General features: G+C 71.8%; 17 protein-coding genes and 1 pseudogene. 8 read left to right on the plus strand and 10 right to left on the minus strand.

Annotated features, from left to right (window positions below; translation table 11 throughout):
- The first annotated feature begins 1 nt into the window (after position 1).
- Positions 2-1,351 (plus strand): type VII secretion integral membrane protein EccD, encoded by a 1,350-nt coding sequence (gene eccD / locus ACGF5G_RS23045; protein ID WP_393266065.1) that lies wholly within the window; start codon positions 2-4, stop codon positions 1,349-1,351.
- Here eccD and ACGF5G_RS23050 read toward each other — a convergent pair.
- A complete protein-coding gene (locus ACGF5G_RS23050) occupies positions 1,348-2,373 on the minus strand; it encodes a type VII secretion protein EccE (protein WP_393265904.1) in 1,026 nt (341 codons plus the stop codon). The genes eccD and ACGF5G_RS23050 overlap by 4 nt on opposite strands.
- Before the next feature lie 179 nt (positions 2,374-2,552).
- Here ACGF5G_RS23050 and eccB point away from each other — a divergent pair, with 179 nt between their 5' ends.
- Complete coding sequence (gene eccB / locus ACGF5G_RS23055) at positions 2,553-3,995, plus strand: type VII secretion protein EccB (protein WP_393265906.1); 1,443 nt, start codon at positions 2,553-2,555, stop codon at positions 3,993-3,995.
- 29 nt (positions 3,996-4,024) lie between these two features.
- Positions 4,025-4,543 (plus strand): annotated as a pseudogene (locus ACGF5G_RS23060) (response regulator); the annotation flags it as partial.
- Here ACGF5G_RS23060 and ACGF5G_RS23065 read toward each other — a convergent pair.
- Complete coding sequence (locus ACGF5G_RS23065) at positions 4,518-6,611, minus strand: heavy metal translocating P-type ATPase (RefSeq protein WP_393265909.1); 2,094 nt, start codon at positions 6,609-6,611, stop codon at positions 4,518-4,520. The pseudogene ACGF5G_RS23060 and the gene ACGF5G_RS23065 overlap by 26 nt on opposite strands.
- A gap of 65 nt (positions 6,612-6,676) precedes the next feature.
- On the opposite strand from ACGF5G_RS23065, the gene ACGF5G_RS23070 reads away from it, so the two are divergent.
- Positions 6,677-7,021 carry a metalloregulator ArsR/SmtB family transcription factor gene (locus ACGF5G_RS23070; RefSeq protein WP_357458084.1) on the plus strand — a complete coding sequence of 115 codons (345 nt, stop codon included), beginning with the start codon at positions 6,677-6,679 and terminating at the stop codon, positions 7,019-7,021.
- A gap of 333 nt (positions 7,022-7,354) precedes the next feature.
- Here ACGF5G_RS23070 and ACGF5G_RS23075 read toward each other — a convergent pair whose 3' ends face one another.
- A complete protein-coding gene (locus tag ACGF5G_RS23075) occupies positions 7,355-8,503 on the minus strand; it encodes an RNA-guided endonuclease InsQ/TnpB family protein (RefSeq protein WP_393265912.1) in 1,149 nt (382 codons plus the stop codon).
- A gap of 24 nt (positions 8,504-8,527) precedes the next feature.
- On the opposite strand from ACGF5G_RS23075, the gene tnpA reads away from it, so the two are divergent.
- Positions 8,528-8,959 (plus strand): IS200/IS605 family transposase, encoded by a 432-nt coding sequence (tnpA, locus tag ACGF5G_RS23080; RefSeq protein WP_393265914.1) that lies wholly within the window; start codon positions 8,528-8,530, stop codon positions 8,957-8,959.
- Between the two features lie 38 nt (positions 8,960-8,997).
- Here tnpA and ACGF5G_RS23085 read toward each other — a convergent pair whose 3' ends face one another.
- Together ACGF5G_RS23085 and ACGF5G_RS23090 are read right to left on the minus strand one after the other, a co-directional pair.
- The gene (locus ACGF5G_RS23085) at positions 8,998-9,348 is read right to left on the minus strand and encodes a hypothetical protein (protein ID WP_393265916.1); all 351 of its coding nucleotides are present in this window, start codon (positions 9,346-9,348) and stop codon (positions 8,998-9,000) included.
- Between the two features lie 204 nt (positions 9,349-9,552).
- Positions 9,553-9,924, minus strand: coding sequence for a hypothetical protein (locus ACGF5G_RS23090; protein ID WP_393265918.1), 372 nt, complete (start codon positions 9,922-9,924; stop codon positions 9,553-9,555).
- A 333-nt stretch (positions 9,925-10,257) separates the two neighbouring features.
- Here ACGF5G_RS23090 and ACGF5G_RS23095 point away from each other — a divergent pair, with 333 nt between their 5' ends.
- Positions 10,258-11,820, plus strand: coding sequence for an alkaline phosphatase D family protein (locus ACGF5G_RS23095; protein ID WP_393265920.1), 1,563 nt, complete (start codon positions 10,258-10,260; stop codon positions 11,818-11,820).
- A 173-nt stretch (positions 11,821-11,993) separates the two neighbouring features.
- On the opposite strand, the gene ACGF5G_RS23100 is transcribed toward ACGF5G_RS23095, so the two are convergent.
- From ACGF5G_RS23100 to ACGF5G_RS23115, 4 genes are all read right to left on the minus strand, one after another.
- Positions 11,994-14,993, minus strand: a complete 3,000-nt coding sequence (locus tag ACGF5G_RS23100) for a family 16 glycoside hydrolase (RefSeq protein ID WP_393265923.1) — start codon at positions 14,991-14,993, stop codon at positions 11,994-11,996.
- Positions 14,994-16,075: 1,082 nt separating this feature from the next.
- A complete protein-coding gene (locus ACGF5G_RS23105) occupies positions 16,076-16,234 on the minus strand; it encodes a hypothetical protein (protein WP_393265925.1) in 159 nt (52 codons plus the stop codon).
- 200 nt (positions 16,235-16,434) lie between these two features.
- The gene (locus ACGF5G_RS23110) at positions 16,435-16,806 is read right to left on the minus strand and encodes an ArsR/SmtB family transcription factor (RefSeq protein ID WP_393265928.1); all 372 of its coding nucleotides are present in this window, start codon (positions 16,804-16,806) and stop codon (positions 16,435-16,437) included.
- Between the two features lie 296 nt (positions 16,807-17,102).
- A complete protein-coding gene (locus tag ACGF5G_RS23115) occupies positions 17,103-19,910 on the minus strand; it encodes an ATP-binding protein (RefSeq protein WP_393265931.1) in 2,808 nt (935 codons plus the stop codon).
- 169 nt (positions 19,911-20,079) lie between these two features.
- Here ACGF5G_RS23115 and ACGF5G_RS23120 point away from each other — a divergent pair, with 169 nt between their 5' ends.
- A complete protein-coding gene (locus tag ACGF5G_RS23120) occupies positions 20,080-20,670 on the plus strand; it encodes a dihydrofolate reductase family protein (RefSeq protein WP_393265933.1) in 591 nt (196 codons plus the stop codon).
- A gap of 33 nt (positions 20,671-20,703) precedes the next feature.
- On the plus strand, positions 20,704-21,183 hold the full coding sequence (locus ACGF5G_RS23125) for a cupin domain-containing protein (protein ID WP_393265936.1): 480 nt from the start codon (positions 20,704-20,706) through the stop codon (positions 21,181-21,183).
- 35 nt (positions 21,184-21,218) lie between these two features.
- Here the strand turns inward: ACGF5G_RS23125 and ACGF5G_RS23130 are convergent, their stop codons facing one another.
- Complete coding sequence (locus tag ACGF5G_RS23130) at positions 21,219-23,480, minus strand: hypothetical protein (RefSeq protein ID WP_393265938.1); 2,262 nt, start codon at positions 23,478-23,480, stop codon at positions 21,219-21,221.
- Positions 23,481-23,619 lie beyond the last annotated feature (139 nt).

The raw sequence follows: 23,619 nt of genomic DNA on the forward strand, positions 1-23,619 counted from the left end.
CGTGGTAGCTCCCCACGCCCGTCTCGACGTGTCGTTGCCGATCCAGAGCACGGTGGCGGAGCTGCTTCCGCAACTGGTCCGGCTGCTGGCGACCAACGCCGACCGGGCCGATCGGGCCGGCGGGGTCGGCTGGGAGCTGCGTCGTTTCGGCGCGCCGCCGTTGGACGGTGCGGTCACCGTCAGCGGCGCCGGGGTGCGCGACGGCGAGGTGCTCTACCTGGACACGGTCGACCGACGGGCCACCCCGATGCTCTTCGACGACGTGGTGGACGCCATCGCGAGCGCCGCCGCGGACCGGCCCGGAGTGTGGCGGGCGGCGGCGTCCCGAAAGGTCGGCGGTGCGGTCGCCACGCTGGCCTTCACCGCGGTCGCGGTCGCGGTCGGCTTCAGCGGGCTCGCCGCGTCGACCGTCGCGCTGCTCTCCGGCATCCTGGCCCTGATACTGCTGCTCGCCAGCGGAGCGTTGTCGCGGGCGTTCGGCGAGCGAGGTCTGGGTGCGGCGGTGGCCGCCGGTGGCGTACCGGCCGCGATGATCGGCGGGCTGGCGGCGATCGGTGGCCTGGGCACGGCGATGGAGCTGACCGCGAGTCGACTGGCGCTGGCCGGCGCGGCGGCCACTCTCTACACGGCGGTGGCCGCCGTGGTGGTGGCGGAGCAGCGGTTCGCCGCCGCCGCGGTGGCTGCCGCGGTGGGTAGTCTCGGCGCGCTCGCCGACCTGCTCACCGCCTCCTCGCCCGCTTCGGTCGCGGCGGTCACCTGTTGCGTGGCCGTGGTGGCCAGTCCGGCGCTGCCGATGCTCGCGCTTCGGCTCGGCCGGCTGCCGCTGCCCGGGGTCCCCACCGACATGGAGGCGTTCCGCGGGGACGAGCGGCCCACGCTCGGGCCCGAGGTGGTCGCGGACACCGAGGCCGCCGAACGGATCCTGACCGGTCTGCTCTGCGGCTTGGCGGTCATCGTGGCCGGTTGCGCCGGGATACTCCTGTGGAGCGGTGGTCGCTGGGCGTGGGCGCTGGCCGGTCTGGCCGGCGTAGCGCTGTTGCTCCGCGCCCGAGCCTACGTCGGCGTCGGCCAGCGGGCCGCCCTGTTGCTGGCCGGTGCCGCGTCGGTGCTCGGCCTGACGGCACGGGCCAGCCTGGCCGGCGGGCCCGGAACGCGGTTGCTCCTCGCCGGGCTGCTCCTGGTGACCGGAGTGGTCTGCGGGACGTACGCGGTCCGGGCCGCCGCCAAGACACCGTCGCCGTACTGGGGCCGGCTGCTCGACGTGGTCGAGTTCCTGGCGCTGCTCAGTCTGGTGCCGGTGGCGGGCGCGGTGCTCGACATCTACGGCGCGGCACGCGCATGGGGCGGCTAACCCACTGGCAGGCCAGCCAGCGGCAGCGTGGCCCAGGCCGCCTCGGCATGCGCCCCGTCCAGTGGGACCAGATCCCGGTCGAAGCCGGCGGTGGCCTTCCCGACCGCCTCGGCGACCGCCTCCCGGGCTGGTCCGGCGGGCACCCCGAGCCGGATCAGCGCCGTGCTGCGGGTGCCGCCGCCGCGTTGCCGGTCCCACCGTACCGACACGGCACTGACCAGCGCCGGTGTGGCGGCGTGCCGGCGAAGCAGCGCGGCTGTCTCGCTCAGGCTCCGGGCGGCTCGGCGTGGCCGGAAGCAGACCTGGTGCAGCATGCCCAGCGACCAGTAGTGCCAGGTCTCGGTGCCCGGATCGTCCGCGCGCCGCGGATCGACACCGAGCACGGCGGCCCACGCGTCGCGCAGTTGACCGCCGTCGAGCGCGGTGACCTGGTGCCCGCCGGCGCGCAGCTCGGCGGCGAGCCGCAGCGCGGCGGTGCCCGCGGCACGTACCGCGCCGATTCGGCCGCCACCGCGGGCCCGTACCGCCCGGGTGGCCGTCTCGGGGTCGAGCCGGATGGCGATCCAGCGCGCCGCGTTGCCGGTGCCGGGCGAGGTCCAGTCGACCAGTTGCGCGCCGGCCAGCGGCAGATCGGGGTCGTCGTAGCGGGACAGCAGCCGGCGCAGCAGGTCGTCGAGGTCACCGTCGGGTTCGACGCGCAGCAGCGCGCTCCACGAAGTGCCGTCACCGGCCAACCCGATCCGGTTACCCGCCCGGTCCGCGTCGGTCCGGGTCCGCAGGCCGGGCAGGGCCGGCAGGGCATTTCCGGCGCGGCGCCGGAACCGGTGCCGGACCACCACCCAGTCGGACAGCCACCGGCCGCGCCAGCGCACCCCGGTAGCGAGCACCACGCCCGCCGCCACCCCGGTGAGCGTGCCGCCGGCCGCGTCGGACGGCCCGCCGGCCGCGACCGCACCCAGCACCGCGGTCTGCCAGAGCATCAGCCGGCCGACGCCGAGCCCGCGCAGTGTGCGCGGTCCCACCGGTGGTACGGGCATCGGCGGCGCACTCCGCTGCTGTGTGGAATCGAGGGGCGGTGCGGTGGCCGGTGCGGCTGGCGGCATGGCTCGGCTCCTTGGGCTCGATCTCGTCGGCGATCCGTACCTTCTATCCGTAGTTCTAGTGCACCGGGCGTGCACCGCACCATGGCGGGGACGAACTGATGTGGACACAGCGGGACCAACTACAGGCGTACCAGTTCCTTCGCCGCCGGCTCGTCTCGGCGCTGCAGGTCGGTGACGCCAACCACCCGGTGTCGCCGAGTCGCCGTCTGGTCATCGGGTGCGCGCTCGGCGCGGCGGTCGCCCTGTTGGTGACCGCCGGCTTCGGTGTGTACGGCTTTCTGCGGCCCGGGGCGAACACCGACTGGCGCAAGCCCGGCCAGGTGGTGCTCGACAAGGACACCGGAGCTGCGTACGTGATGGGCACCGACGGGCTGCTGCACCCGATGCTCAACTACGCCTCCGCGCGGCTGCTCGCGGGCGGTGACGGCACCGCCACCAGCCGGGTGTCGAGCAAGTCGCTGGCGCGTGCCCCGCGCGGCGTCCCGCTCGGGATACCCGGCGCGCCGCCGTCGTTGCCGGGCCGGGATCGGCTGACGACGGGGCCGTTCACCGTCTGTGCGCAGACCGCCGACGGCCGGCCGGCGGGCACCGCGCCGGTCACCACGGCGCTGGCCGGGGTTCCGCCGGTGGGCGTCGAGGTGGACGCGGCGACCGCGTTGCTGGTCGCCGGCCCGGACGGCACCGAGCACGCGTTGGTGGCCGGTCGCCGGCACCGGATCACCGACCCGGCCACGGCGGTAGCCCTCGGCTACGACGCGGTACGCCCGCTGCCGGTCAGCGCGGCCTGGCTGAGCGCGGTGATCGCTGGCCCGGACCTGCGACTGATCACGGTGGCGGGGGTAGGCGCCGCGGGGCCCCGGATCGGCGACCGGAGCACCCGGGTCGGCCAGGTGCTCGCCGCCACGACCGTCGGCACCGAACCCCGCTACTACCTGGTCCACGCCGACGGACTGCTGCCGATCGGGCAGACCGAGGCGGCGCTGGTGCTCGGCAATCCGGCCAACCGCGCGGCGTACCCGGGTGGCGCGGCGCGCGAGATTCCGGTGACGCCGGCCGACGTGGCGCAGTCGCGGCCGGTGGCCGGTAAGGCCGCCGACTATCCGGCCCGACTCGCCCCGCCCGCCGAGGCGCCCCAGGAAGGGGCCGCGGTGTGCGCGACGGTGGACGGCGATCGGGCGGTGGTCAGGCTGGGCGCCACCACCGGCGTGCCGGCCGGGGCGGAGCCGTTGGCAGCCGGCGGTGGCACGCGGGCCGACAGAGTGTTCGTACCGGCCGGCCGGGCCGCGGTGGTGCGCGAGCGACCGACGCCGCAGGCCGCCCTCGGCACCGTCTTCCTCCTCACCGACCAGGGCGTACGGTATCCGGTTCCGGACGGCGACGCGCTCAAGGCGCTCGGGTACGGGACGGTTCGGCCCACGCCGGTGCCACCGACCGTGCTGGCGCTGTTCCCCGTCGGCCCCGTGCTGGACCCGGCCGCCGCCCGACGGCCAGCCACGCCGGGCGTCACCACCCCGGCCGCCGGCGCGGGGGAGCCCCGGTGACCGGCGTGCCGACGATCGAGGTGTCGGTGGTGGAGGACCACCCCCTCTATCGGGCCGCGCTGGTCCGGGCGCTCGGGGACGCACCGGATGTCCAGGTCAGGGTGACCGCCAAGTCGGTGGAGGAGTTCGCGGCGTACCGGCAGCCCGGCGGGGGAGTGGCGATCCTCGATCTGCGGCTGCCGGGGGTACGCGACGCGGCGGCGGTGGTCGCGGTCACCGGGATGGGCCACCGGGTGCTGGTGGTGTCCGCGCACGGTGACCAGTCCGACGTGCTCGGGGCGATCGCCGCCGGGGCCCGTGGCTACCTGACCAAGGACGCCGACGCCGACGAGATCCTCCGGGCGGTACGGGAGATCGCCGCCGGCAACACCTACGTGTCGCCGACCCTGGCCTCGATCCTGCTGGACTCGTCCCGGGGACGGCAGCCGCTGTACCGGGTGCCGTTGTCCGACCGGGAACGTCAGGTGCTGTCGCTGCTGGCAGCCGGCGAACGGGACCAGGACATCGCGGAGGCGTTGGCGATCAGCGTCCGTACCGTCCGATCCCACCTCGACCGGATCCGGGAGAAGACGGGGCGCCGTCGGCGGCCGGAGCTGACCCGGCTGGCCATCGAGGAGGGTATCGCCGCACCGGCACAGAACCGCTGACGGTGCGAGCTGCCCGCTTCCAGGCGGCGCGGCGGAGCAGGCGGAGCCCGTTGAGGCCGACGATGATGGTGGAGCCTTCGTGGCCGGCCACGCCGAGCGGCAGGGGCAGGGTGCCGATGAGGTCCCAGGCGACCAGGACGGCGATGAAGGTTCCGGCGATGGCGAGGTTCGCGAGGACGAGCCGGCGGGCGCGGCGGGCCAGTTGGATGACGGCGGGCAGGGTGGCGAGTTCGTCGCGGGTGATGACGGTGTCGGCGGTGTCGAGCGCGAGGTCGGCGCCGGTGCGTCCCATGGCGATGCCGGCGTGGGCGGCGGCCAGGGCGGGGGCGTCGTTGACGCCGTCGCCCACCAGGATCACGCGGTCGCCGTGGTTTTCCAGTTCGCGCACCGCGGTGACCTTGTCCTGGGGGAGCAGGCCGGCGCGAACGTCGGTGATGCCGACCTCGCCGGCGAGCCGTCGGGCGGCGCGTTCGTTGTCGCCGGTCAGGAGCAGCGGGCGCGCCCCGGTCACAACGGTGAGTTGCGCGACCGTTGCGGCGGCGTCTGCGCGGAGCTTGTCGGCGAGGCCCAACACGCCGACCGGTTCGCCATCGACCTGGACCACGACCGCTGTTCGACCCGCCTGCTCCAGCTCGTCGACGATGGCGCGTAGTGGGTCGTCATGGCTCTTGAGGAGTCCGACGGGGCTGCCGACGTCGACCTGGTAGCCATCGACGTGGGCGGTGACGCCGCGCCCGGGAGTCGAGGTGAAGGCGTCCGACGGGGGTAGCGGGAGCTGCGCATCGCGGGCGGCTGCGACCACAGCGCGGGCGAGGGGATGCTCAGACGAGCTTTCGGCAGCGGCGGTCAGGGCCAGCAGTTGGTCTTCGGTGAGGCTGGCGTGGGGCAGGAGCCGGATGTCGGTCAGGTGCGGGGTGCCTTCGGTGAGGGTGCCGGTCTTGTCGAAAGCGATCCGCGTGGCGGTGGCGAGTTGTTCCATCACCACGGCGGACTTGACCAGCACGCCGTGCCGGCCGGCGTTGGCGATCGCGGACAGCAGCGGCGGCATGGTGGCCAGCACCACCGCGCACGGGGAGGCGACGATCATGAAGGTCATTGCGCGCAGCAGCGTCGGTTGGAGCTCGGCACCCAGCGCCAACGGGATCACGAACAGGGCGATCGTGGCGGCGACCATGCCCACGGAGTAGCGCTGTTCGATCTTTTCGATGAACAGCTGCACGCGGGCTTTCGTCGCGCTGGCCTCGGCGACCATGGCGACGATCCGGGCGATGACCGTGTCGCCGGCCGGACGGGTCACGCGGACGCGGAGCGCACCCGTGCCGTTGAGGGTGCCGGCGAACACCTCGTCACCGGGATGCTTGTCCACGGGCAGCGGCTCGCCGGTAATGGTGGCCTGGTCGACCTCGCTCGCGCCGTGGGTGACGTCGCCGTCGGCGCCGATCCGCTCGCCGGGGCGAACCAGGATGACGTCTCCCACCTGCAGGTCGGCGGCTTCGACGGTCTCCTGACCGGTCGCGGTGAGGCGGGTGGCTGTGTCGGGCGCGAGGTCGAGCAGGCCGCTGACGGAGTCCTCTGTGCGTTTGGTGGCGACAGCTTCCAGCGCGCCGGAGATGGCGAAGATGACGATGAGCAACGCCCCGTCGAGAACCTGCCCGATGGACGCCGCGCCGACCGCCGCCAGGACCATCAGCAGGTCAACGTCGAGCTTGCGCTCGCGCAGCGCCCGCAGGGCCGCCCAGCCCGGCTCCCACCCGCCAGCGACGTAGCAGGCCAGGTACAACGCCCACCACGCCCAGCTCGGAGCGGGGGACAGTTGGGTCAGCAGACCCAGCCCGAACAGGCCGGTCGCTGCGACAGCCGAGCGGACCTCCGGCAGCGACCACAGGGCAGTCCGCCGCTGGCCAGCTCGACGCGTCGGGACCGGATGCACGGGCTGGGCGGTAGACGGGTTCTCAACGCTCGTCGTCACCCAGGCATCTTATGTGCGCAGTTACGCAGATACGCAAGCAGTGGGATGGTCGGTATGCTCAGGCCATGCACACGTCGCTGCCCGACTTCGACATGCCCAACGAGGAGCAGGTGCATCTGGCGGCCGAGACGTTCCGGCTCCTGGCCGACCCCACCCGGATCAAGGTCCTCTGGGCGCTCTTGCAGGGCGAATCGTCCGTCGCCTGCCTCGCTGAACTGGCCGGAGCGGCCCCCACGGCAGTCAGTCAGCACCTGGCCAAGCTCCGCCTCGCCGGGCTGGTCAAGGGACGTCGCGAGGGAACGTTCGTCTACTACTCCGCCGCCGACGAGCACGTTCGGCGGCTACTTCGGCAGGCCCTGTTCCACGCCGACCACATCGACCGCAACCTGTCCGAAGCGCCGACCGCGTAGCCGAGTAGCCACGCGAGTAGCCGAGGCGGTGGCTTCCGCCGGATGGCTTCGGACGCCGGCGAACCGCTCTACCTGCACAAGACCAGCTTGACGAAGCCCGGTCGGTCGAGGTCGAGGCGAACCGAGCCAGGAGGCGAGGGGGCTCGGCTGGCTCGGTCAGCGGCGATAGGTCAGCTCGAAGTCGAGCCGCCAGTCGACACCGTTCTCGGACGTCTCCCATTGCCCGTCGATGGTGTCGCCATCCGGGCTGAGCGTGCAGGTGAAGCGTTGGGTCAGCTTCTCGGCCTTGAAGGGGCCGAGCTTGCAGATCGTGTTCGATGCTGGCTGTATCGGTCACGCCGCGTTCGGCAGGCTGACTGCTGCCCAGTCCGTAGCACCGCGTGTGGCGATGTTGCGGGCTGCGTTCACGTCGGCGTGCTCAGCGAAGCCGCAGGACGTGCATCGGAAGGTGGATTGGTTGGGGCGGTTGGCTTTGGTGGTGTGCCCGCAGGTGGAGCAGCCCTGCGAGGTGTACGCCGGGTCGACGTGGACGAGGGCCAGCCCGACCCGGGCTGCTTTGTAGGCGATGAACTGGCCGAGTTGGTGGAACGCCCACGTGTGCAGTGTGACCCGCTGGGGCCGTCGGAGCCGTACCCGGTCGCGGATGCCCGTGAGGTTCTCCAGGGCGATGCCGCGGTCGGTGCGTTCGGCCTCGGTCACGATCTGCTTGGCGATGCGATGGTTGGTGTCGGCCGCGAACCGGGCTTCCTTGCGGCGGCGGGCCTTCAACAGCCGTTTGGCCGATTTGGTGCCGATGCGCTGGAGTTTGGCCCGTAGCCGCTGGTTACGGTGACGCACCCGGTTCAAACCCTTGCCGCAGTGCCGGGTCCCGTCGTTGGTGGTGGCGATGTTCGCGATGCCCAGGTCGACGCCGAGGAACCCGTCAGGCTCCTTCACCTCAACATCAGGGATGTCGCAGGTGGCGTACAGGTACCACTTGCCGTCACGGTGCACCAGATCGGATTCGCCCTTGCGGTGGGCGGACAGCACCGCGTACTGCTGCGCGGAGCAGCCGAATCGGATACCGGCCTGCCGCCCCGCGATGGTCCAGATGGAGACCGTGCGGGAGCGCATCTGCCAGGACAGACAGCGGTCGTCGAACGGCTGCGCGGCGTCCCGACGGAATCCGATCGGCTTCGCCTCGGCGTTGCGGCGGCGTTTCGACCCGGGCTTACCGAGATTACCGGCACGAATGTTGGCGTTCAGGGTGGCGTACGCGCCGGCGACCTTACGGGCAACATGGATCGCCGGCTGAGCCGACAAGCCCAGGGCCTTCAAGCGGCCGTAGGTAAGCCGCTGGAGCGCCTGCTTCGCGTGGATTCGCCGCTGGAACGCCTCCATCGAGGCGAAATTGGCGGCCTTGTTGCACAGGCTCAGCGTGTTCCGCAACGCCGCCTCCTGGCCAGCGTTGGGGAACAGGCGGACCTGCACAACAATTTTCACGTCCACAATCTAGCATTCTTGTCTATGTCACCCCGATGGACCCCAGATCCGAATGTCCGCCGCGGTCGGAGCGTCGTGCACAACCTGCACGTGCATCTTGTCTTCGTCACCAAGTATCGGCGGGACGTGCTCGATGACGCCATGCTCACCCGGTGCGGGCACATCATGGCTGACGTGTGCGCCAAGCTCGGTGCGGAACTGCGGGAGTTCAACGGCGAAGACGACCACGTCCACCTCCTCGTCCACTACCCGCCGAAGCTACCGATATCGACCCTGGTCAACAGGCTCAAGGGCGTCTCCGCGCACTACCTTCGGCAGGAGTTCACCGGCCGGATCAACCGGCACATCATGCACGGCCACCTGTGGTCGCCGTCGTACTTCGCTGGATCGTGCGGTGGGGCACCCATAGCCGTCATCCGCGAGTACATCGAGAACCAGAAACGTCCAGGCTCGTGACGCGATTCCTCCTGGCCCTGAAGGACCGGGATTCCTCGCTAGGCCACGTTGAAGCCGGGGGCGTCCCGCGTCAGCCGCCAGACGCCGTCGGCGAAGGACATCCGGTAGACCCGATGCACGCCGCGCGCGTCGGTGTACAGCATGGTGAACTCCTCGCCCGCGTCGTCGAGCCCGATCAGCGACGTCGTGGGCAACGGGTTGTTCTCTCGCCAGGCTTGCGGTGCGCTGGCCGGCGGCGGCTCGGCGTCGGAGAACTGCCGCAGGAACTTGCCGTCCTCGACCCAGGAGAAGTTCGTCCACCCGGCACCGAGGCCGTGGACCTTCGGCTGCACCGTCCACCGGCCGACGAGCGCGTCGAGTCGCGCGAGCGCGGGATGCCGCTCCGTCATGTCCGTGCCTCCTTCTCTTGGCGACAGCCCTCACGGTAACCGCGAAGGCGCCAGAGCTTCAGCTCCGCGCAGTCCGCCCGGCCGGCCCGGCCGGGCCCCAGCTGTTGGTCGATGGACAGCGGCATGTACCGCCACCAGGGTGCCGAGGGCGTCACCACGACGGTGACGCCCTCGGTCAGCGGATGCATGGTGTTGCTTGCGGTGCTACGGCTTGCAGCTTTGGTATGCCTTCCGGAAGCCGGATTCGCTCGCCGCGTCCTGCACCGCAACGAACTCGCCGTCACCGAACCCCCACCCGGCCGGCGCGCCCGTCGAGGAGTCCGTCACCCACAGGTCGCGGCCGTCGTCGCAACGGAATCCCCCGACGACGTGGACGCCGCCAGCACGGTCGACACATCCGCGTTCGGCCTCCGCTTGTTCGATCTTCTGACCTGGTTTGAAGAGGTCGCTGCACGCAAGCAGGGCGGGCGTGTTCGGTGCCGACGCAGGAGAGGTGCTGCTGTCTCCGTCTTCGCCGCATCCGGTCAGGACGAGCAGTACGACAGCGGCGGCGGTAAGTGTGGGCGTGCGGATCATGGCGGGCACCATACAGAAATCGGCCGAGGATCGCTGGCCCTCTCGGCGCGCCCCACTAGCCGAACGGCGGACCCGAATCCCGTCCGAGGGCAGGTCTTCGCGGCTTGGAGCGATTCCTCGATCCTCCAGCGGCGACCGACCACCGACACGAGAACGTTGCGCGACCGTTGTCGGCTGTCACCGCTTGGCGAGCGACGTGACCAGAAATCCCCACATCAGAATGCGTTCCGTTCACCACTCGTTCCCGGGAGCGTCAGGCCGGGCCGTTGGGATGTCGAGGAACAGATGCCCGACCTGTCCGGAAGGCAACGCCTCATGTCACAATCCCCACTCATGCTGCCCCGACGTCGCTTTCTCGCTCTGGGCGGTATCGCCGCGGGCGCGGCGGTCCTCGCCGCCGAGCCGGCTTCCGCGACGTCCACCGCCTCGGACAGCCGGGTCGCCCTGCCAGGCTACGTGTTCACGCTCGGTGTGGCGTCCGGCGACCCGACGTCCGACGGTGTTGTGCTCTGGACCCGCCTGGCACCGGACCCGCTCGCCCTCGACGGGCTCGGCGGGATGCCTGATCGCCCCGTCCTGGTGCGGTGGGAGATGGCGGAGGACGAGAACTTCCACCGGGTGGTGCGTCGCGGCGTCGAACGCGCCACGGCCGACTGGGGGTACTCGGTGCACGCCGAGGTGCACGGCCTGCGGCCGGACCGCGGGTACTGGTACCGGTTCCGGATCGCCGACCAGGTCAGCCCGGTGGGCCGTACCCGCACCGCACCGCGCCCCGGGACCGCGCTCCAGTCGCTGAGCTTCGCGTTCGCGAGCTGCCAGGCCTACACCGATGGCTACTTCACCGCGTTCGAGCACATGGCCCGCGAGAACATGGACCTCGTCGTCCATCTCGGCGACTACATCTATGAGGGCGGCGGCGCCGGCTCGATCGGCCGCGCCCACTACCCGGCCGTCGAGACGTTCTCCCTGACCGACTACCGGATCCGGTACGCCCAGTACAAGCTCGACCCGTCGTTGCAGGCCGCGCACGCCGCCGCGCCCTGGGTGGTGGCGCCGGACGACCACGACGTGGAGAACAACTGGGCCGGCGACCACTCCCAGCCGGACACCGAGCCGGACCAGGACCCAGCCGTGTTCCGGCTCCGCCGGGCCGCCGCGTACCAGGCGTACTACGAGAACCTTCCCCTGCGGGCGTCGTCGATGCCGCAGGGCCCGGAGATGCAGGTCTACCGGCGCCTGCGGTTCGGCGACCTGCTGCAGCTCGACGTGCTCGACACCCGGCGGTTCCGTGACCGGCAGCTCACCGACGCGTCGCTGCGCTGGGACCCGAAGCGGCAGATGCTCGGCGCCGAGCAGGAGGCATGGCTGCTGGCCGGGCTCGCCGCGTCCACCGCACGGTGGAACGTGCTCGGCAACCAGATCTTCGCCATGGAGGCCGACCACACCGCAGGCCCGGACGAGCGGTACGGCATGGACACCTGGGACGGGTACGCCGCCGCACGCCAGCGGCTCTTCGACGGCGTGGCGGAGCGGAACGTCGAGAACTTCCTCGTCGTCACCGGTGACGCCCACCGCAGCGTGGCCGCCGATCTCAAGCTGGACTTCTCCGACCCGGGGTCGCGGACGATCGGCACCGAGTTCCTCGGCACGTCGATCAGCTCGGGCGGCAACGGGACCGACCACGACAGCCTCGGCGTGACCTGGCTGGCCGAGAACCCGCACATGAAGTTCCACAACTCCCAGCGTGGGTACCAGATGTGCCACCTGGGCCGTGACGAGATGCGCACCGACTACCGGGTGGTGCCGTTCGTCAACGCGCCGGGCGCGCCGGTGTCGACGCGGGCGAGCGTCTACGTGCAGAGCGGACGGCCCGGGGTGGCGCACGTGTCCGCGTGACGGTGTGATCCGAGCGTGGCGGGCCGGGCCGACGGCTCGGGGTCGTCGGACCGGCCTGCCGCTGGGCTTCAACGCGAACGGCGACCCGCGCCGTCGAGGTGGCTGCTGCGGCCGCCAGGCGGGCGGCCGGGCCGGCGAACCGGTCCCGGCCGTCCGCATTCTGGCCGCTGGAACTACAGGTCGAGCGGCTCGATCCAGATGTTGCGGTATTGGACGGGGTTGCCGTGGTCCTGCAACCGGATCGCGCCCGTCGCCGGGCCCTCCGGCCGGTTGCCACCTGTCGGTCCGAGAATCTCGACGTCGTCGTGCACCGTGACGCCGTTCCACACGACGGTGACGCGCGCGTTCTGGACCTTGTTGCCGGCCGCGTCGTAGCGGGCCTGCCGGTAGACGATGTCGTACGTCTGCCAGGTCTGGGGCGGCAGCGCCGCGTTCACGTCGGGGGCCTTCTGGTTGTAGATGGCCGCTGCGTCGTTGTTCTTCGGCGGGTCGATGCCGAACGAGTCCAGCACCTGGATCTCGTAGCGGTCCTGTAGGTACACGCCGCTGTTGGCGCGCGCCTGGCCGGTCACGTCCGGCGGGTACAGCGGCAGGTTGAACTCGACGTGCAGGCGGAAGTCGCCGAAGGCCTGCAAGGTGCGCAGGTCCCCGTTGCGCACCGTCATGGCGCCGTCGGCAACCGTCCATCCGGGTTCGCGCCCGTCGCTGTGTTGCCACTCGGTGAGCTCGCCGCCGTTGAACAGCGTGATGCGCTCGCCGTGCGGCCGGACGGCGAGCACGTCGAGGTTCACGTGCCCGGAGTCCGCGGCCTCCTTGCGGTACTCGACCAGGTTGCGCCCCTTGTCCAGGCGCACGGTGGTGGTGACGGTGCCCCACTCCTTCCAGGTCACCGTGGAGGGAAAGACCGTCTGCTCCACCCGTTCACCGTTGACGTACAGGCTCAGCTGCTTCTCGCCGGAGTAGGGGTTCGGGCCGTTGCTGTAGCGCATCGCCAGGTCGTACGTCCCGCTCTCCCGCACGTCCGCGGAGATGCTGGTCGACGAGCCGTTCTGGGCGAACCCGGCAGCGAAGCCGGCGCCGGAGTAGGCGGCGTGGTCGGTCGCCATGGCGACAGCGACCGTGCGGCCCTCCTCGGCCTCGAAGAAGGTCTGTGGCTGCACCACGCGTCCCGGGATCTCGTTGAGCGTGTACCAGGCCTCAGTGTTCCACAGCTCCTCGCCGCCGGCGGAGGAGAACGGACGCGGGGAGCGCACGTGCACCACGCGGTCCTCCTTCAGGCCCGGGATCCGCAGCTTGACGGTGCGACCGTCGGCCGACAGCTCGGCCTTGGCCACCCTGAGCGTCTCCAGCTCGAGCTTGGGCCCGCCGTACTGGCTCGTCGCGCCGTAGCGCCACTGCGTCACCTGGTACGCGTCGGCGAGCTTCTGCGCGGTCTCGGCCGACAGCGGCTTGGTGTACTCCAGCTCGAACCCGACATGCGACGCGCGCATCTGCTTGACCTCGAAGACCGAGGTGCCGTTGGGCGTGAGCTTCTGCAGGCCGTACGTCAGCTTGCCCTCCTGACCCCAGTTGCCGCCGGCGCCCAGGCCTCCCACGTAGAGCGCGCCCTCGGGGCCGAGGGTGACCTCGTTGATGCCGGACTCCAGTCCCTGCGTGTGCCGGAACACCGCACCCTGGTACTGCCCCTCGACCTTCTCGAGGAACACTCGCTGCAGGCCGCCGTAGGTCACGTCGCCGACGACCAGTTGCCCCGCGTACGGGCCCTGCTTCAGCAGTACGGGAGTGGAGGGCGAGTTTCCGATCTCGTTCTGCGGAAGCCAGACGACGGGACGCGTCACCGGCTTGTCGTCGAACCGACCCGTGGGCGTCGTGTAGTGGTTGTAGAACGCTCCCTGCTGGATTTCGACCAGCTTGGACGCCGGCAGCCAGCCCCCCTGGTTGTCTGTGACGAAGACCTCCCCGCGTGGACCCCAACCGATCCCGTTCGGAGTGCGCAGCCCCCCGGCGACATACGTGATCTCGCCCGTCGCGGCGTTCACCTTGATCGAGGTGCCGCGGTCCGGCGCGGGCTGGGGCACGGTGGTGGCGCCGCCATAGTTGATGGCAACCGACAGGTTGAGATAGAAGTACCCGTCCCGGTGGAGCAGGCCGAACGCGAACTCGTGGAAGTTGCGGCCCCACGGCCAGGTCGCAACCGTCCGGTGGTCATCCGCGACGCCGTCGCCGTCGGTGTCGCGCAGGGCCGTCAGCTCGTGCTTCTGGCTGACGTAGACGGTCCCGTCGACCACCGCCACCCCCTGGGGTTCGCGCAGTCCCGCCGCGAACTTGCGGTAGGTCACCTGCTCCGGGCCGCTCTTCCCGGTGACGCCCTCGACCACGTAGACCTCGCCGGTCGTGTTGTCGGTGCCGCCCCAGGTGGAGATGACCAGGTCCCCGTCGGGCATGAAGTCCATGCCGGTGACCTGCGGCTGGAAGCCCTCGGGGCGCAGGTCGGTGAGGGTGTACCCCGGGTGCACCCGGTCGAGGGGCAGGCCGTCGCCGGCCGAGTCGGTTGCCCCCTCGCAGTACTTCCAGCCAGGGGCGGTGACGCGTACGACGCCTGCGTCGGTGCTCAGCGCGGAGGTCGGCACGAGTTCGAAGCCGTCGGCGCCGGGGCGCCGCCACTCGAGCCGCAACACCTGCCCGCCGCCGTTGTCGAAGAACTCGACGAGCAACGGGTGCAGGCCGGCGCTCAAGTTGATCGATCCCTCTCGGGAGGTCTCGCCGTGCAGGCCGTCGTGGTCGACGACGAGCTGGTCGCCGATCGTCAGGCGTGACCCGTCGTCGCTGGTGAGCCGGAACGTGTAGTCACCGTCGGTGGGCACGGCGAGGTTGGCGATCACGTGGCTGATGAACCGGTCGGACAGGCCGAACTCGTCCGTAGCGGTCCAGTTGATCTGCGGCATGAGCTTGTCGACGTTCGGCGTCTGCGCGGGCTTCAGGGTGCACAGCGCCGACAGCGGGACACCCATGTCGTACGAGCGCAGGGTGACGCCGGGTTCCTGCGGCGGGAGATCGGCGGTGGCGGGTGCGGCGGTGGCCGGAGTGACGGGGGCCGCGGCGAGCAGGGTCGCCACCGCGGCAGCTGCGGCCGCGAGCGCGGCTCGACGCCGCCGTTGTTTCGGTGCGGTCATGGTTCCTCCTGGTGGGTGCGGCTCCCCTGCGGGAAGAGCGGTCAACTTTCTCCCCTGGGCCGGTCGATGCGCTCCCGCGAGACAGAAGATCGATGGGTGACGTTAGCACTTTCCATCGATTTATCGGAACTTTTGAATGGAGGATGTGAAAGTCGGCCTCAGGCGTGATCGTCGGGTCGTGGTTGCGGCTCAACGGGGTGGTCATGATCTGGGTGCCGCAGAGTTGCCGCAGGGCCGCGCGCAAAAGCGCGGCCCCACTCGTGCAACGGAACTTTCCCGGCGTCCCGGACGCCGACAGGAGGTCCACACCCACCGCCGCCGAAACGGTCTTTCGGGATCAAGGCACCGCACAAGCGCGGCGCCAGCTGCCCGCGCTCGGCCCGCTGGCGGCCTCCGGCGGGCACCGGCCGCTCGCGGCTAACGGGGCTCCGGCTACGCCCCGGGAGCCATGATCGCGGCCTCTATGCGCAGTCCGATGCCTGTGAGGACAAGGAGCCCGGCGAGGAAGTGCGGCTCGGCCATTCCTGAGTCGCTGGAGATCGTGAGCACGGAGATCAGCAGGCCCGACAGCAGTGCGGTAGTGCCTACCACTCGCGTGGTGGCAGCCCGCCGAGATCGAAGGTCCATGGCGGGACCGTACCGGGAAGTTCGGGCTGATCCTCGTCGCGTTCGGCTGAGGAAGAACGCGCCGACCGCGTCGGCGGAGGTGCCGAAGATCGCCACGGCGCCGGCCGGACGGGAGCCACGGACGGCGGCGGCGACCACGCCGGTGCCGCGGGCGGCACGCAGGGCGGGCCGGGTGTTGAGCCGGGCGTCGTCTTCACGTTCCTGCCGCGACGGATGGGCGCCGTCGGGGGCGGGTGCTGGGTCATGGCCCCGCCGGGCGGGTCACGTCTGTTCGGACGCCCGTACTGACCGCGCGGGGGCGGTACCCCTCGTGCCCGCACCATGCCCGAGGGTGGCCGGTGAGGTGTGTGTCGGGAGTCTTCGGTGGGGCGGTAGGGAATCCGGAAAACGATCAGTCGAGAACCGCGAGCGGTGCCGGCCCGCCTTTCAGCGGGTGCCGGCACCGCTCGCGTCTGTCACCGCTTGGCCTGGTGTTTGGCCATCTGGGGCTGTTCGCCCCTGCCGACTTTCCGCAGTGCCTCGCGCAGCTGCTCCTCGGTCATCTTGGAGTTACCCTCGATGCCCGCGTTGTGCGCCTGCTGACGGAGTTCGTGCAGCCGTTCCCGGTCACCCATGTCGGCCTCCCCGTGGTGCGTGGCGCGGGCGGCTCCGCGCGCCACTCCGCTCGTCGTCTTCCCGGGCCGGCCGTGCGCAAACGGCCTCAGTCGGTGCCCTGCCCGCCGGGATGCTCCGGTGCCTTGCGACGGCACTGCGGGTGATGCCCACCGGATCGTCCTGCCAGCGTTCTACGACGGCACGGTCCTCGACAGTGCCGTCAGCGGGCCTTCTTCGTCGCCCGCTTGCGGGGCGGCGTCAACAGGTCGGCTATCGCCGCGATCGCGGACGGCACCAGGCGGTAGTACGCCCAGACGCCGCGCTTCTCGCGCTCGAGCAGGCCGGCCTCGGTGAGGATCCGAAGGTGATGACTCACGGTCGGCTGGGAGAGATCAAGCGGCGCGGTGAGGTCGCTGACGGACGCCTCGCCCTCCGGAGCGGACTGGATCAGGCTGAGCAGTCGCAGTCGGGCCGGGTCGGCGAACGCCTTCAGCACTCCCGCGAGCCGCTCGGCATCGGCACGCTTGATCGGCTCACCAGCAAGCGGCGAGACAGCAGGCATGGCAGTTTTCGCAGTTCCCACGCCTTCCATCGTTCCACCAACACCATCGATAGGCTGGTGGAATCGCGATCAGTACCCCGATGGCGGTCGCGAGACCGGTTGGGAGGGAAGCTGGGGGCGGGGCAGCGAGCGTGCCGTCCTGGAGCCGCGCGAAAGGGCCGCTGCTGCCGGGCTGGCCGAACCCCTGGACGGGGCGGCCATCCGGCCGGACCCGGACGTCGGCGTCCGCGTCGTCGGGGCGGAGCAGCCCGAGCTGATCGGCCTGTTCGACTCGCCACCGCCTGGCCGATCTCGTCGGCGGCGAATCGCCGGCGCCGGCGCCGTGCTCACCGGCGGGTCAGCTCGGCCAGTTCCGCACGCCCCTCAGCCACGCGGGCGGGGAGCAACAGCAGGGTGCAGGCGCGTTCGAACCGGGCGCCGTTGCGCTCCCAGGCCTCGACCGAGGCGGCCAGCACGTCCTCGTCGTGGTGCAGCCGCCCCGCCGCACGGGTGAGGCAGGCCACCGCCCAGTCGTTCTCCGCGCACACCGCTGCCGCCGTGGCGAGGCGTTCGGCCGCGTCCGGCAGTCCGGCGACGACGGCGAGTTCGGCCGCGGCGGCCCGCGCGTACGGCTCGTACCTGCTCTGCGGGTAGTCGCCGAAGGCGCGCTCGGTCAGCGCCGCCGCCTCGCCCAGCCGACCGGTGTGCACGGCGACGCGCGCGTCCACGAAGGCGAGGAACGGGACCAGGCTGGGCAGGTGCTCGGCGTCGGCGAGGCCGGTGACCTGAAGCGCGCGGCCCCGCCACCGGCTGAAGCTCTCGCCGTCGCCGAGCAGACCGTGCGCGAGCGCGGCCGCCAGGATGACCGGCGACAGCCAGGGCGCGGGCGGGCTGCCCGCCCGTTCCCAACCGGCCCACATCGCGCCGGCATGTCGCACCGCCGCCGCGAACTGCCCGGTGAGGGCGAGAGCCGGGATCAGCTTGCTCGCCGAGGCGTACGGGTGGTTGCTCACCAGGTCGTCCTGCTGCACGCGGTGGGCCGCGGCCAGCGCGGCCCGCAGGTCTCCGGCCGCGATCGCGTAGGTCGCCGCCATGTGCAGCGCGTCGACGATCTCCGGACCGGCGTACGGGTCGTCGCGCGGCAGCGTGGGCAGCAGGGCGATTCGCTCACCAGCCACCCGATGCGCCTCGCGCAGCCGTCGGGCCTTGGTGGCGGCCGCGCTCACCGCCTCCAGGCCGGCGCTGACCAGCACAGGGTCGCCGACGGCCCGGGCGGCCGCGACCGCGGCCGCGGCGAGGTCCGGATCCGGGTCGCGCCATTGCCCGCCAGCGGCCCATGCCGTCGCCAGCGCGAGGCAGGCCGCCACCGCCGGCCGGTGCGGTGCCCCGTCGGCGGACGCCTCGTTGAGCAGGTCGCGTAGCCGCTGCTGGGGTATCTCGGCGGCCGGCTCCGAGCTGAACCGGTTGGCCAACTCCACCGCCCGGGCCAGCGCGACGGCCCGGGCGTCGCCGTCGCCGGCCGCGCCGGCCCGTTCGGCCGCGGCCAGCAACTGTCGGAAGGCCCGTGGGCTGGAGTTGGTGACGATCACGACGCAGTCGGCCGCGCTGCGCAGGTCCCGCGCGGCGGCGTCCGGGGAGGGAGCGTGGGCGGCCGCGCGCTCGAAATGGCGGGCGGCTTCCAGCAGAAACCGGTGCGCGTACGCGAGGCGCCCGAGTGCGCGGGCCAGTTGGTGGGCGAGCGGGCTCGGCCCCGGCGGGCAGTTCGCCAGGGCGGCCCGGAGGTCGTCGGCGACGGCGTGGAAGTCGTCCCGCCAGTCGCCGACCGGCCGGCCCGCCGACGGGGCCTGCGGCCGGTCCCCCGTTCGCGGGTGCCCACGCGGCCGGTCGGCCAGCCGCCGCTCCAGGCCCGCCGCCGTCGCCGCGGCCCAACGCAGGTGCCGCTCGCGCAGCGCCGGCTCCTCGCCGGCCCCGGCGAGCCGCTCGGCGGCGAAAGCCCGGACGATCTCCAGCAGCCGCCACCTGCTCACCGCCCCCCGCTGGTGGACGACGAGGCTCTTTTCCACCAGCCGGCCGAGCAGGTCGGCGACCGCACTGTGCTCGGCGGTCTGGCTGACCGCCGCCGTAGCGGCCAGGTCGAAGCTCCCGACGAATACCGCCAGGCGCCGGAACAGGGCACGTTCCTCGTCGTCCAGCAGGTCGTGGCTCCAGCCGATCACCGCGCGCAGCGAGCGATGCCGCCCGTCGGCCCCGCGCCCGCCGGCCAGCAGGCGCAGCACGTCGTCCAGGGCGGCCAGCAGGCCCGCCGCGCCCAGCGACGCGCTGCGAGCGGCGGCCAACTCGATCGCCAGCGGCATCCCGTCGAGCCGGGTGCAGAGTTCGGCGACGAGCGCCGGGTCCGCGCTGAAGTCCGGGTCGACCGCCCGGGCCCGGTCGTGGAACAGGGCCACCGCGTCGGTCGCCGGCGGCAGCGGGGCCACCGGGACGACCTGTTCGCCGGGTACGGCGAGCCGCTCCCGACTGGTGGCCAGGACGGTCGTGTCCGGGCAGGCCGAGAGGATCCGCTCGACGAAGCCGGCCACCGGGTCGAGCAGGTGCTCGCAGTTGTCCAGCACGAGCAGGGTGCGGCCTTGGCCGAGGCGCTCCGCGATCGCGGCCAGCAGCGGCTGCTGCGCCCGTTCGGTGACCCCGAGCGCGGTCGCCACGGCCTGGGCCACGAAGTCGTCCCGGACCGGTACGAGATCGACGAACGCCGTGCCGAGCGGGAACGACCGCGCCGCCGCCGCGGCCACCACGCACGCCAGCCGGGTCTTGCCGACCCCGCCCGGGCCGACCAGGGTCACCAGCCGGTGGTGTTGGAGGGCGGCGAGGATCGTGTCCCGCTCGGGACCGCGCCCGACGAACGCCGTACGCGGGTCGGGTAGCCCGGCGAGCGGGCCGGTCGGCGCGGCGCCGCCCGGCGGCGGCTCGGCGAGTGCCGCGAGGTCGAACCGGTCGGCGACGCCGTACTTGCGCAGCAGCGACGACACGTGGCTCTCCACCGTGCGTACCGAGATGAACAGCCTCTCGGCGATCTCGGCGTTCGACAGGCGGAGCCTCAGCAGGGCGAGTACCTCCGCCTCGCGCTTGGACGGTCGGTCGATTGCGGTCGAGGACACGCGCCATTGTCCCGCACACCCGGGCACGGGGGCGTCCGTGCCGGCTTTCGGTACCCGAATCCGTGGCCGCCACGGATGTCCGGCGGCCCGGGCCGGGCGCACGCTGGTCCCCGGAAACAGCGAGCCGGTGCCGAGAGGCCCGGCCGGAACGAGCGGAAGGACCGGAACAATGACTGACACGAGCGCCGCGCCCATGAGGAAGGTGATCGCCTCGACGTACCTCTCCCTCGACGGGGTCATCGCGAACCCGCACCTGTGGATGCTTTCGTACATGACCGAGGAGGGGCAGCGGTACGCCCTGGAGCAACTGTTCGGCAGCGACGCCCTGCTGCTGGGGCGCGCCACGTACGAGGGGTTCGCCCAGGCCTGGCCGAGCATGCCGCGCGACGAGGCCGGCTTCGCCGATCGGATGAACAGCCTGCCGAAGTATGTCGTCTCGACGACCCTGCAACGCCTCGACTGGCACAACTCCACCATCATCGCCGGTGACGTCGCCAAGGAGGTCGCGGAGCTCAAGCGGCAGCCCGGCAAGGACATCCTGATGTACGGGTGCGGCCGGCTCGCCCGCACCCTGCTCGACAACGACCTGCTCGACGAACTGCGGTTCTGGCTGCACCCGGTCTTCGTGGGCGACGGGCGGGTGGAGAACGGGGACCTGCTGTTCCGCGACGGCGGTGCGGCGAACCTGAGACTCGTCGGACAGACCGAGCTCAGCTCGGGCGTCGTCATCTTGCGCTACCAGCCGGCGGAGAAGCGGTAGCGCCGTCCGGAACCACCGGTTGAAGGAGAGCACATGACGTACCCCCCACCGCGGTACCTCGGCGCCACGGGTGAGGTCAGCGCGACGTACCGCACGGCCGACGCCGCACCAGAGTTGCGCTACGCCAACGGCGGCTCGGCGCACTACCTGGCTACCGGCGCCACGACGAACGGTCAGTTCGGCCTCTACCGCTGGGACATGGGCCCGACACCGAGCGGCCCGGCCCCGCACTTCCACCGCTCCATCTCCGAGTCGTTCTACATCCTCGCCGGCTCGGTACGGATCTACGACGGCAGCCGCTGGATCGACACCGAGCCGGGCGATTTCGTCCACGTGCCGGAGGGCGGGGTGCACGCGTTCCGCAACGAGTCCGGCTCGCCCGCGTCGATGTTGCTGCACTTCGCGCCGGGCGCCCCCCGGGAGGGCTACTTCGAGGGGCTGCCCGGGCTGGCGGCGCTGAGTGAGGAGGAACAGACCGAGTTCTTCCTGCGCCACGACACCTACTGGATCTGAAAGGAGAGAGTTCCACGATGCACCCGAAACTCCGTTCACGGGGATGTTGGTAGCGAGGGACTGCTGCTGGCCGATCGATCGGTGAGGTCACGTACGGCCGCCTGGTATTGCGGTTGCGTGTGGTACGGCCAGTGGCGCTCGACGGGCGGTGGCACGGTGTCGGCCGGGTCGATGGTCACGGCGTGGGGGTCGCGGAGCCGCAGGTCCACCGATTCGGCTGCCGGGGTGTCGCATGGCGGCTCTGTGCCCCCGCGGTCGAAGATGGGTCCACCGATCGGGTCGGTGTCCCGCCAGAGGTTGCGCCACCGCCAGTCGAGTCGCTCGCCCAGGTCGCACAGCGCCTGCTGACCGAGGTAGGCCGGGTAGAGGCGGGCGTAGATGCGGCGCAGTGGGGAGCCGTGGGTCAGCAGGGAGACCCTGGGCAGGGCGGTCGGCGGCAGTTGCAGGACGGTGGCTGCGGCCAGGACCGAACCGTGGCTGTGTCCGGAGATGACCACGGGGCCCTGCGCGGCGAGCGCGGCGACCCGCTTGGTCAGTTCGGGTACTGCCCGGGCGGCGTAGCAGGGGGGCGCGAAGGGGTGGACGGTGCGGGGCCAGAAGGTGCCCAGGTCCCACAGGACCGCCACGAGGCGTCGGGTCTCGGCCGACCGGTACGAGCGGAAGCCGAGGACCATGAGGCTGATCACGAGCAGGCTGATGACCCAGATCGCCACGTCGGTGACGTGAGCGACGAGCAGGCCGGTTCCGTCGCGTTGGCCGCTGAGCTTTGCCGCAAGCTGGGTGGGACCGATCCCGATCAGGTCCAGCGCGATGGTGGCCAGGCCCAGCGAGGAGATCAGGAAGAACGTGACCAGTATCGGGGCCAGTTCCTCGGTCACGTGCGACTTGGCGACGGTCTCCCGCACGAGGCGTAGCCGGGGCGCCGCGTCGAGGGGCACCTGCGGGTAGTCCTGTGCGACGACGCGCTCGGCCAGGGCCCGCCGCCGGCGGCGACTGAGCAGGAGCGTAGCTGTGGTGATTCCGGTGATGATCAGCAGCGCGGTGAGTCCGGCGAGGGCGGCCCACCAGTACGCGACGGGCGGCTCCAGGGGGCCGAGGACGGGTGGGTTCGGCCGGACCGGATTGGGCATGTGACCGCGGTCGAGGTAGTCGGCGACCCGGAAGACCAGGGTGGCGGTGAAGGCTGCGGCGACGCTGACCGACAATGCCGCCACGACGGGCGTGCCGAGTCCGCGTACGAACGGGCGGGTCCCGGTCGGCTGCGTCCACTGGCGTGCGAACGTGACGACGGCGATCGCCACGAGCAGGATGCCCTGTGCCGCGACCAGGCCGCCGGTGCTGCCCTCGTAGCCCGGCAACTGCCTGATCACGGGCTGGGCCGTGCGGGTGAGGGCGGCGTAGCCGAGGCTCAGGACGGTCACCCCGGCGATGGCTGCCCACAGCGGGCGCAGGAGGCGACGGGCCTGCGCGGGGCTGGTCGGCACGGGCAGGCAGAGCAGCACCGCGCAGAACGCCACCAGGGCCGCGGCGGCGGCAAACAGCAGCAGACCCAGCCGATTTCGCCCGCCGTCCGGCAGGGAGGCGAGCAGGCTGGCGTCGAGCGTGCCGGCGCTGATCCCGACGTGGATCTGGCGAAGCCAGGCGGTGACGCGCTCGTCGTCCCAGAACCCGCGGGTGGTGAGGCTCTCGGTCATCTCCGAGGCCGGTGGCTCGGCCGAGGCCGGGCCGAAGCCCTCGAACGCCCGGGCGGAGCGCGCGCCGATCGCCCAGACCAGGCGGAGTGCGAGCAGTGGGATGAGCGACAGCACGGCCAGGCGCGGGCCCATCGGCAGCGTGGCGAGCCAGGACAGATAGGGCCGGCCGGCCCGGCACTCGACGTACGGCACGCACTGCCAGCCGACGAGGTTCAGCGTGACGCCGATGATCGAGAGCGTGAAGGCGGCGGTGAGGGTGCCGGCGAGCAGGCGGCACAGCGCGCCGAGCAGACCGAACCGGTCGGTTGGCGTCGGGCGCAGCCAGATCGCGAGGTTGCTCAGCATGAACGGCAACAGCAGCAGCATGGACGCCGTGCGCACCGCGGCGCCGGCCGTCAGCGTGCCCCAGCGGTACGCCTCGACGGCGACCCCGGCGGTGGCGCCGCCGGCCGCGCCGACTCCCGGCCGGGGCCGATAGAACCCCGCGTGCCGATCCCCGGCGACGCGCACCACGATCGGGTGGTCGAGGATCTTCTCCGCCGACGCGCCGGACACCCCGTGCACGCGCAGCTCAACGGTCTCGTGTCCGGGTGCTGTGCCCACGCCGTTCAGGGTCACAAAAAGTGACGCCGCCCGCTGCCGAACATCGATCACCGGAAGGTGGTGGCCGCGATTCCGGGCTTGGGAGATCCGTGCGGGGTTGTCCGGATGTTCCCGGACAACCCCCGTGCGGCTACCCGCC

The sequence above is a fragment of the Micromonospora sp. NPDC047730 genome, assembly GCF_043204765.1.
Lineage (GTDB): Bacteria > Actinomycetota > Actinomycetes > Mycobacteriales > Micromonosporaceae > Micromonospora.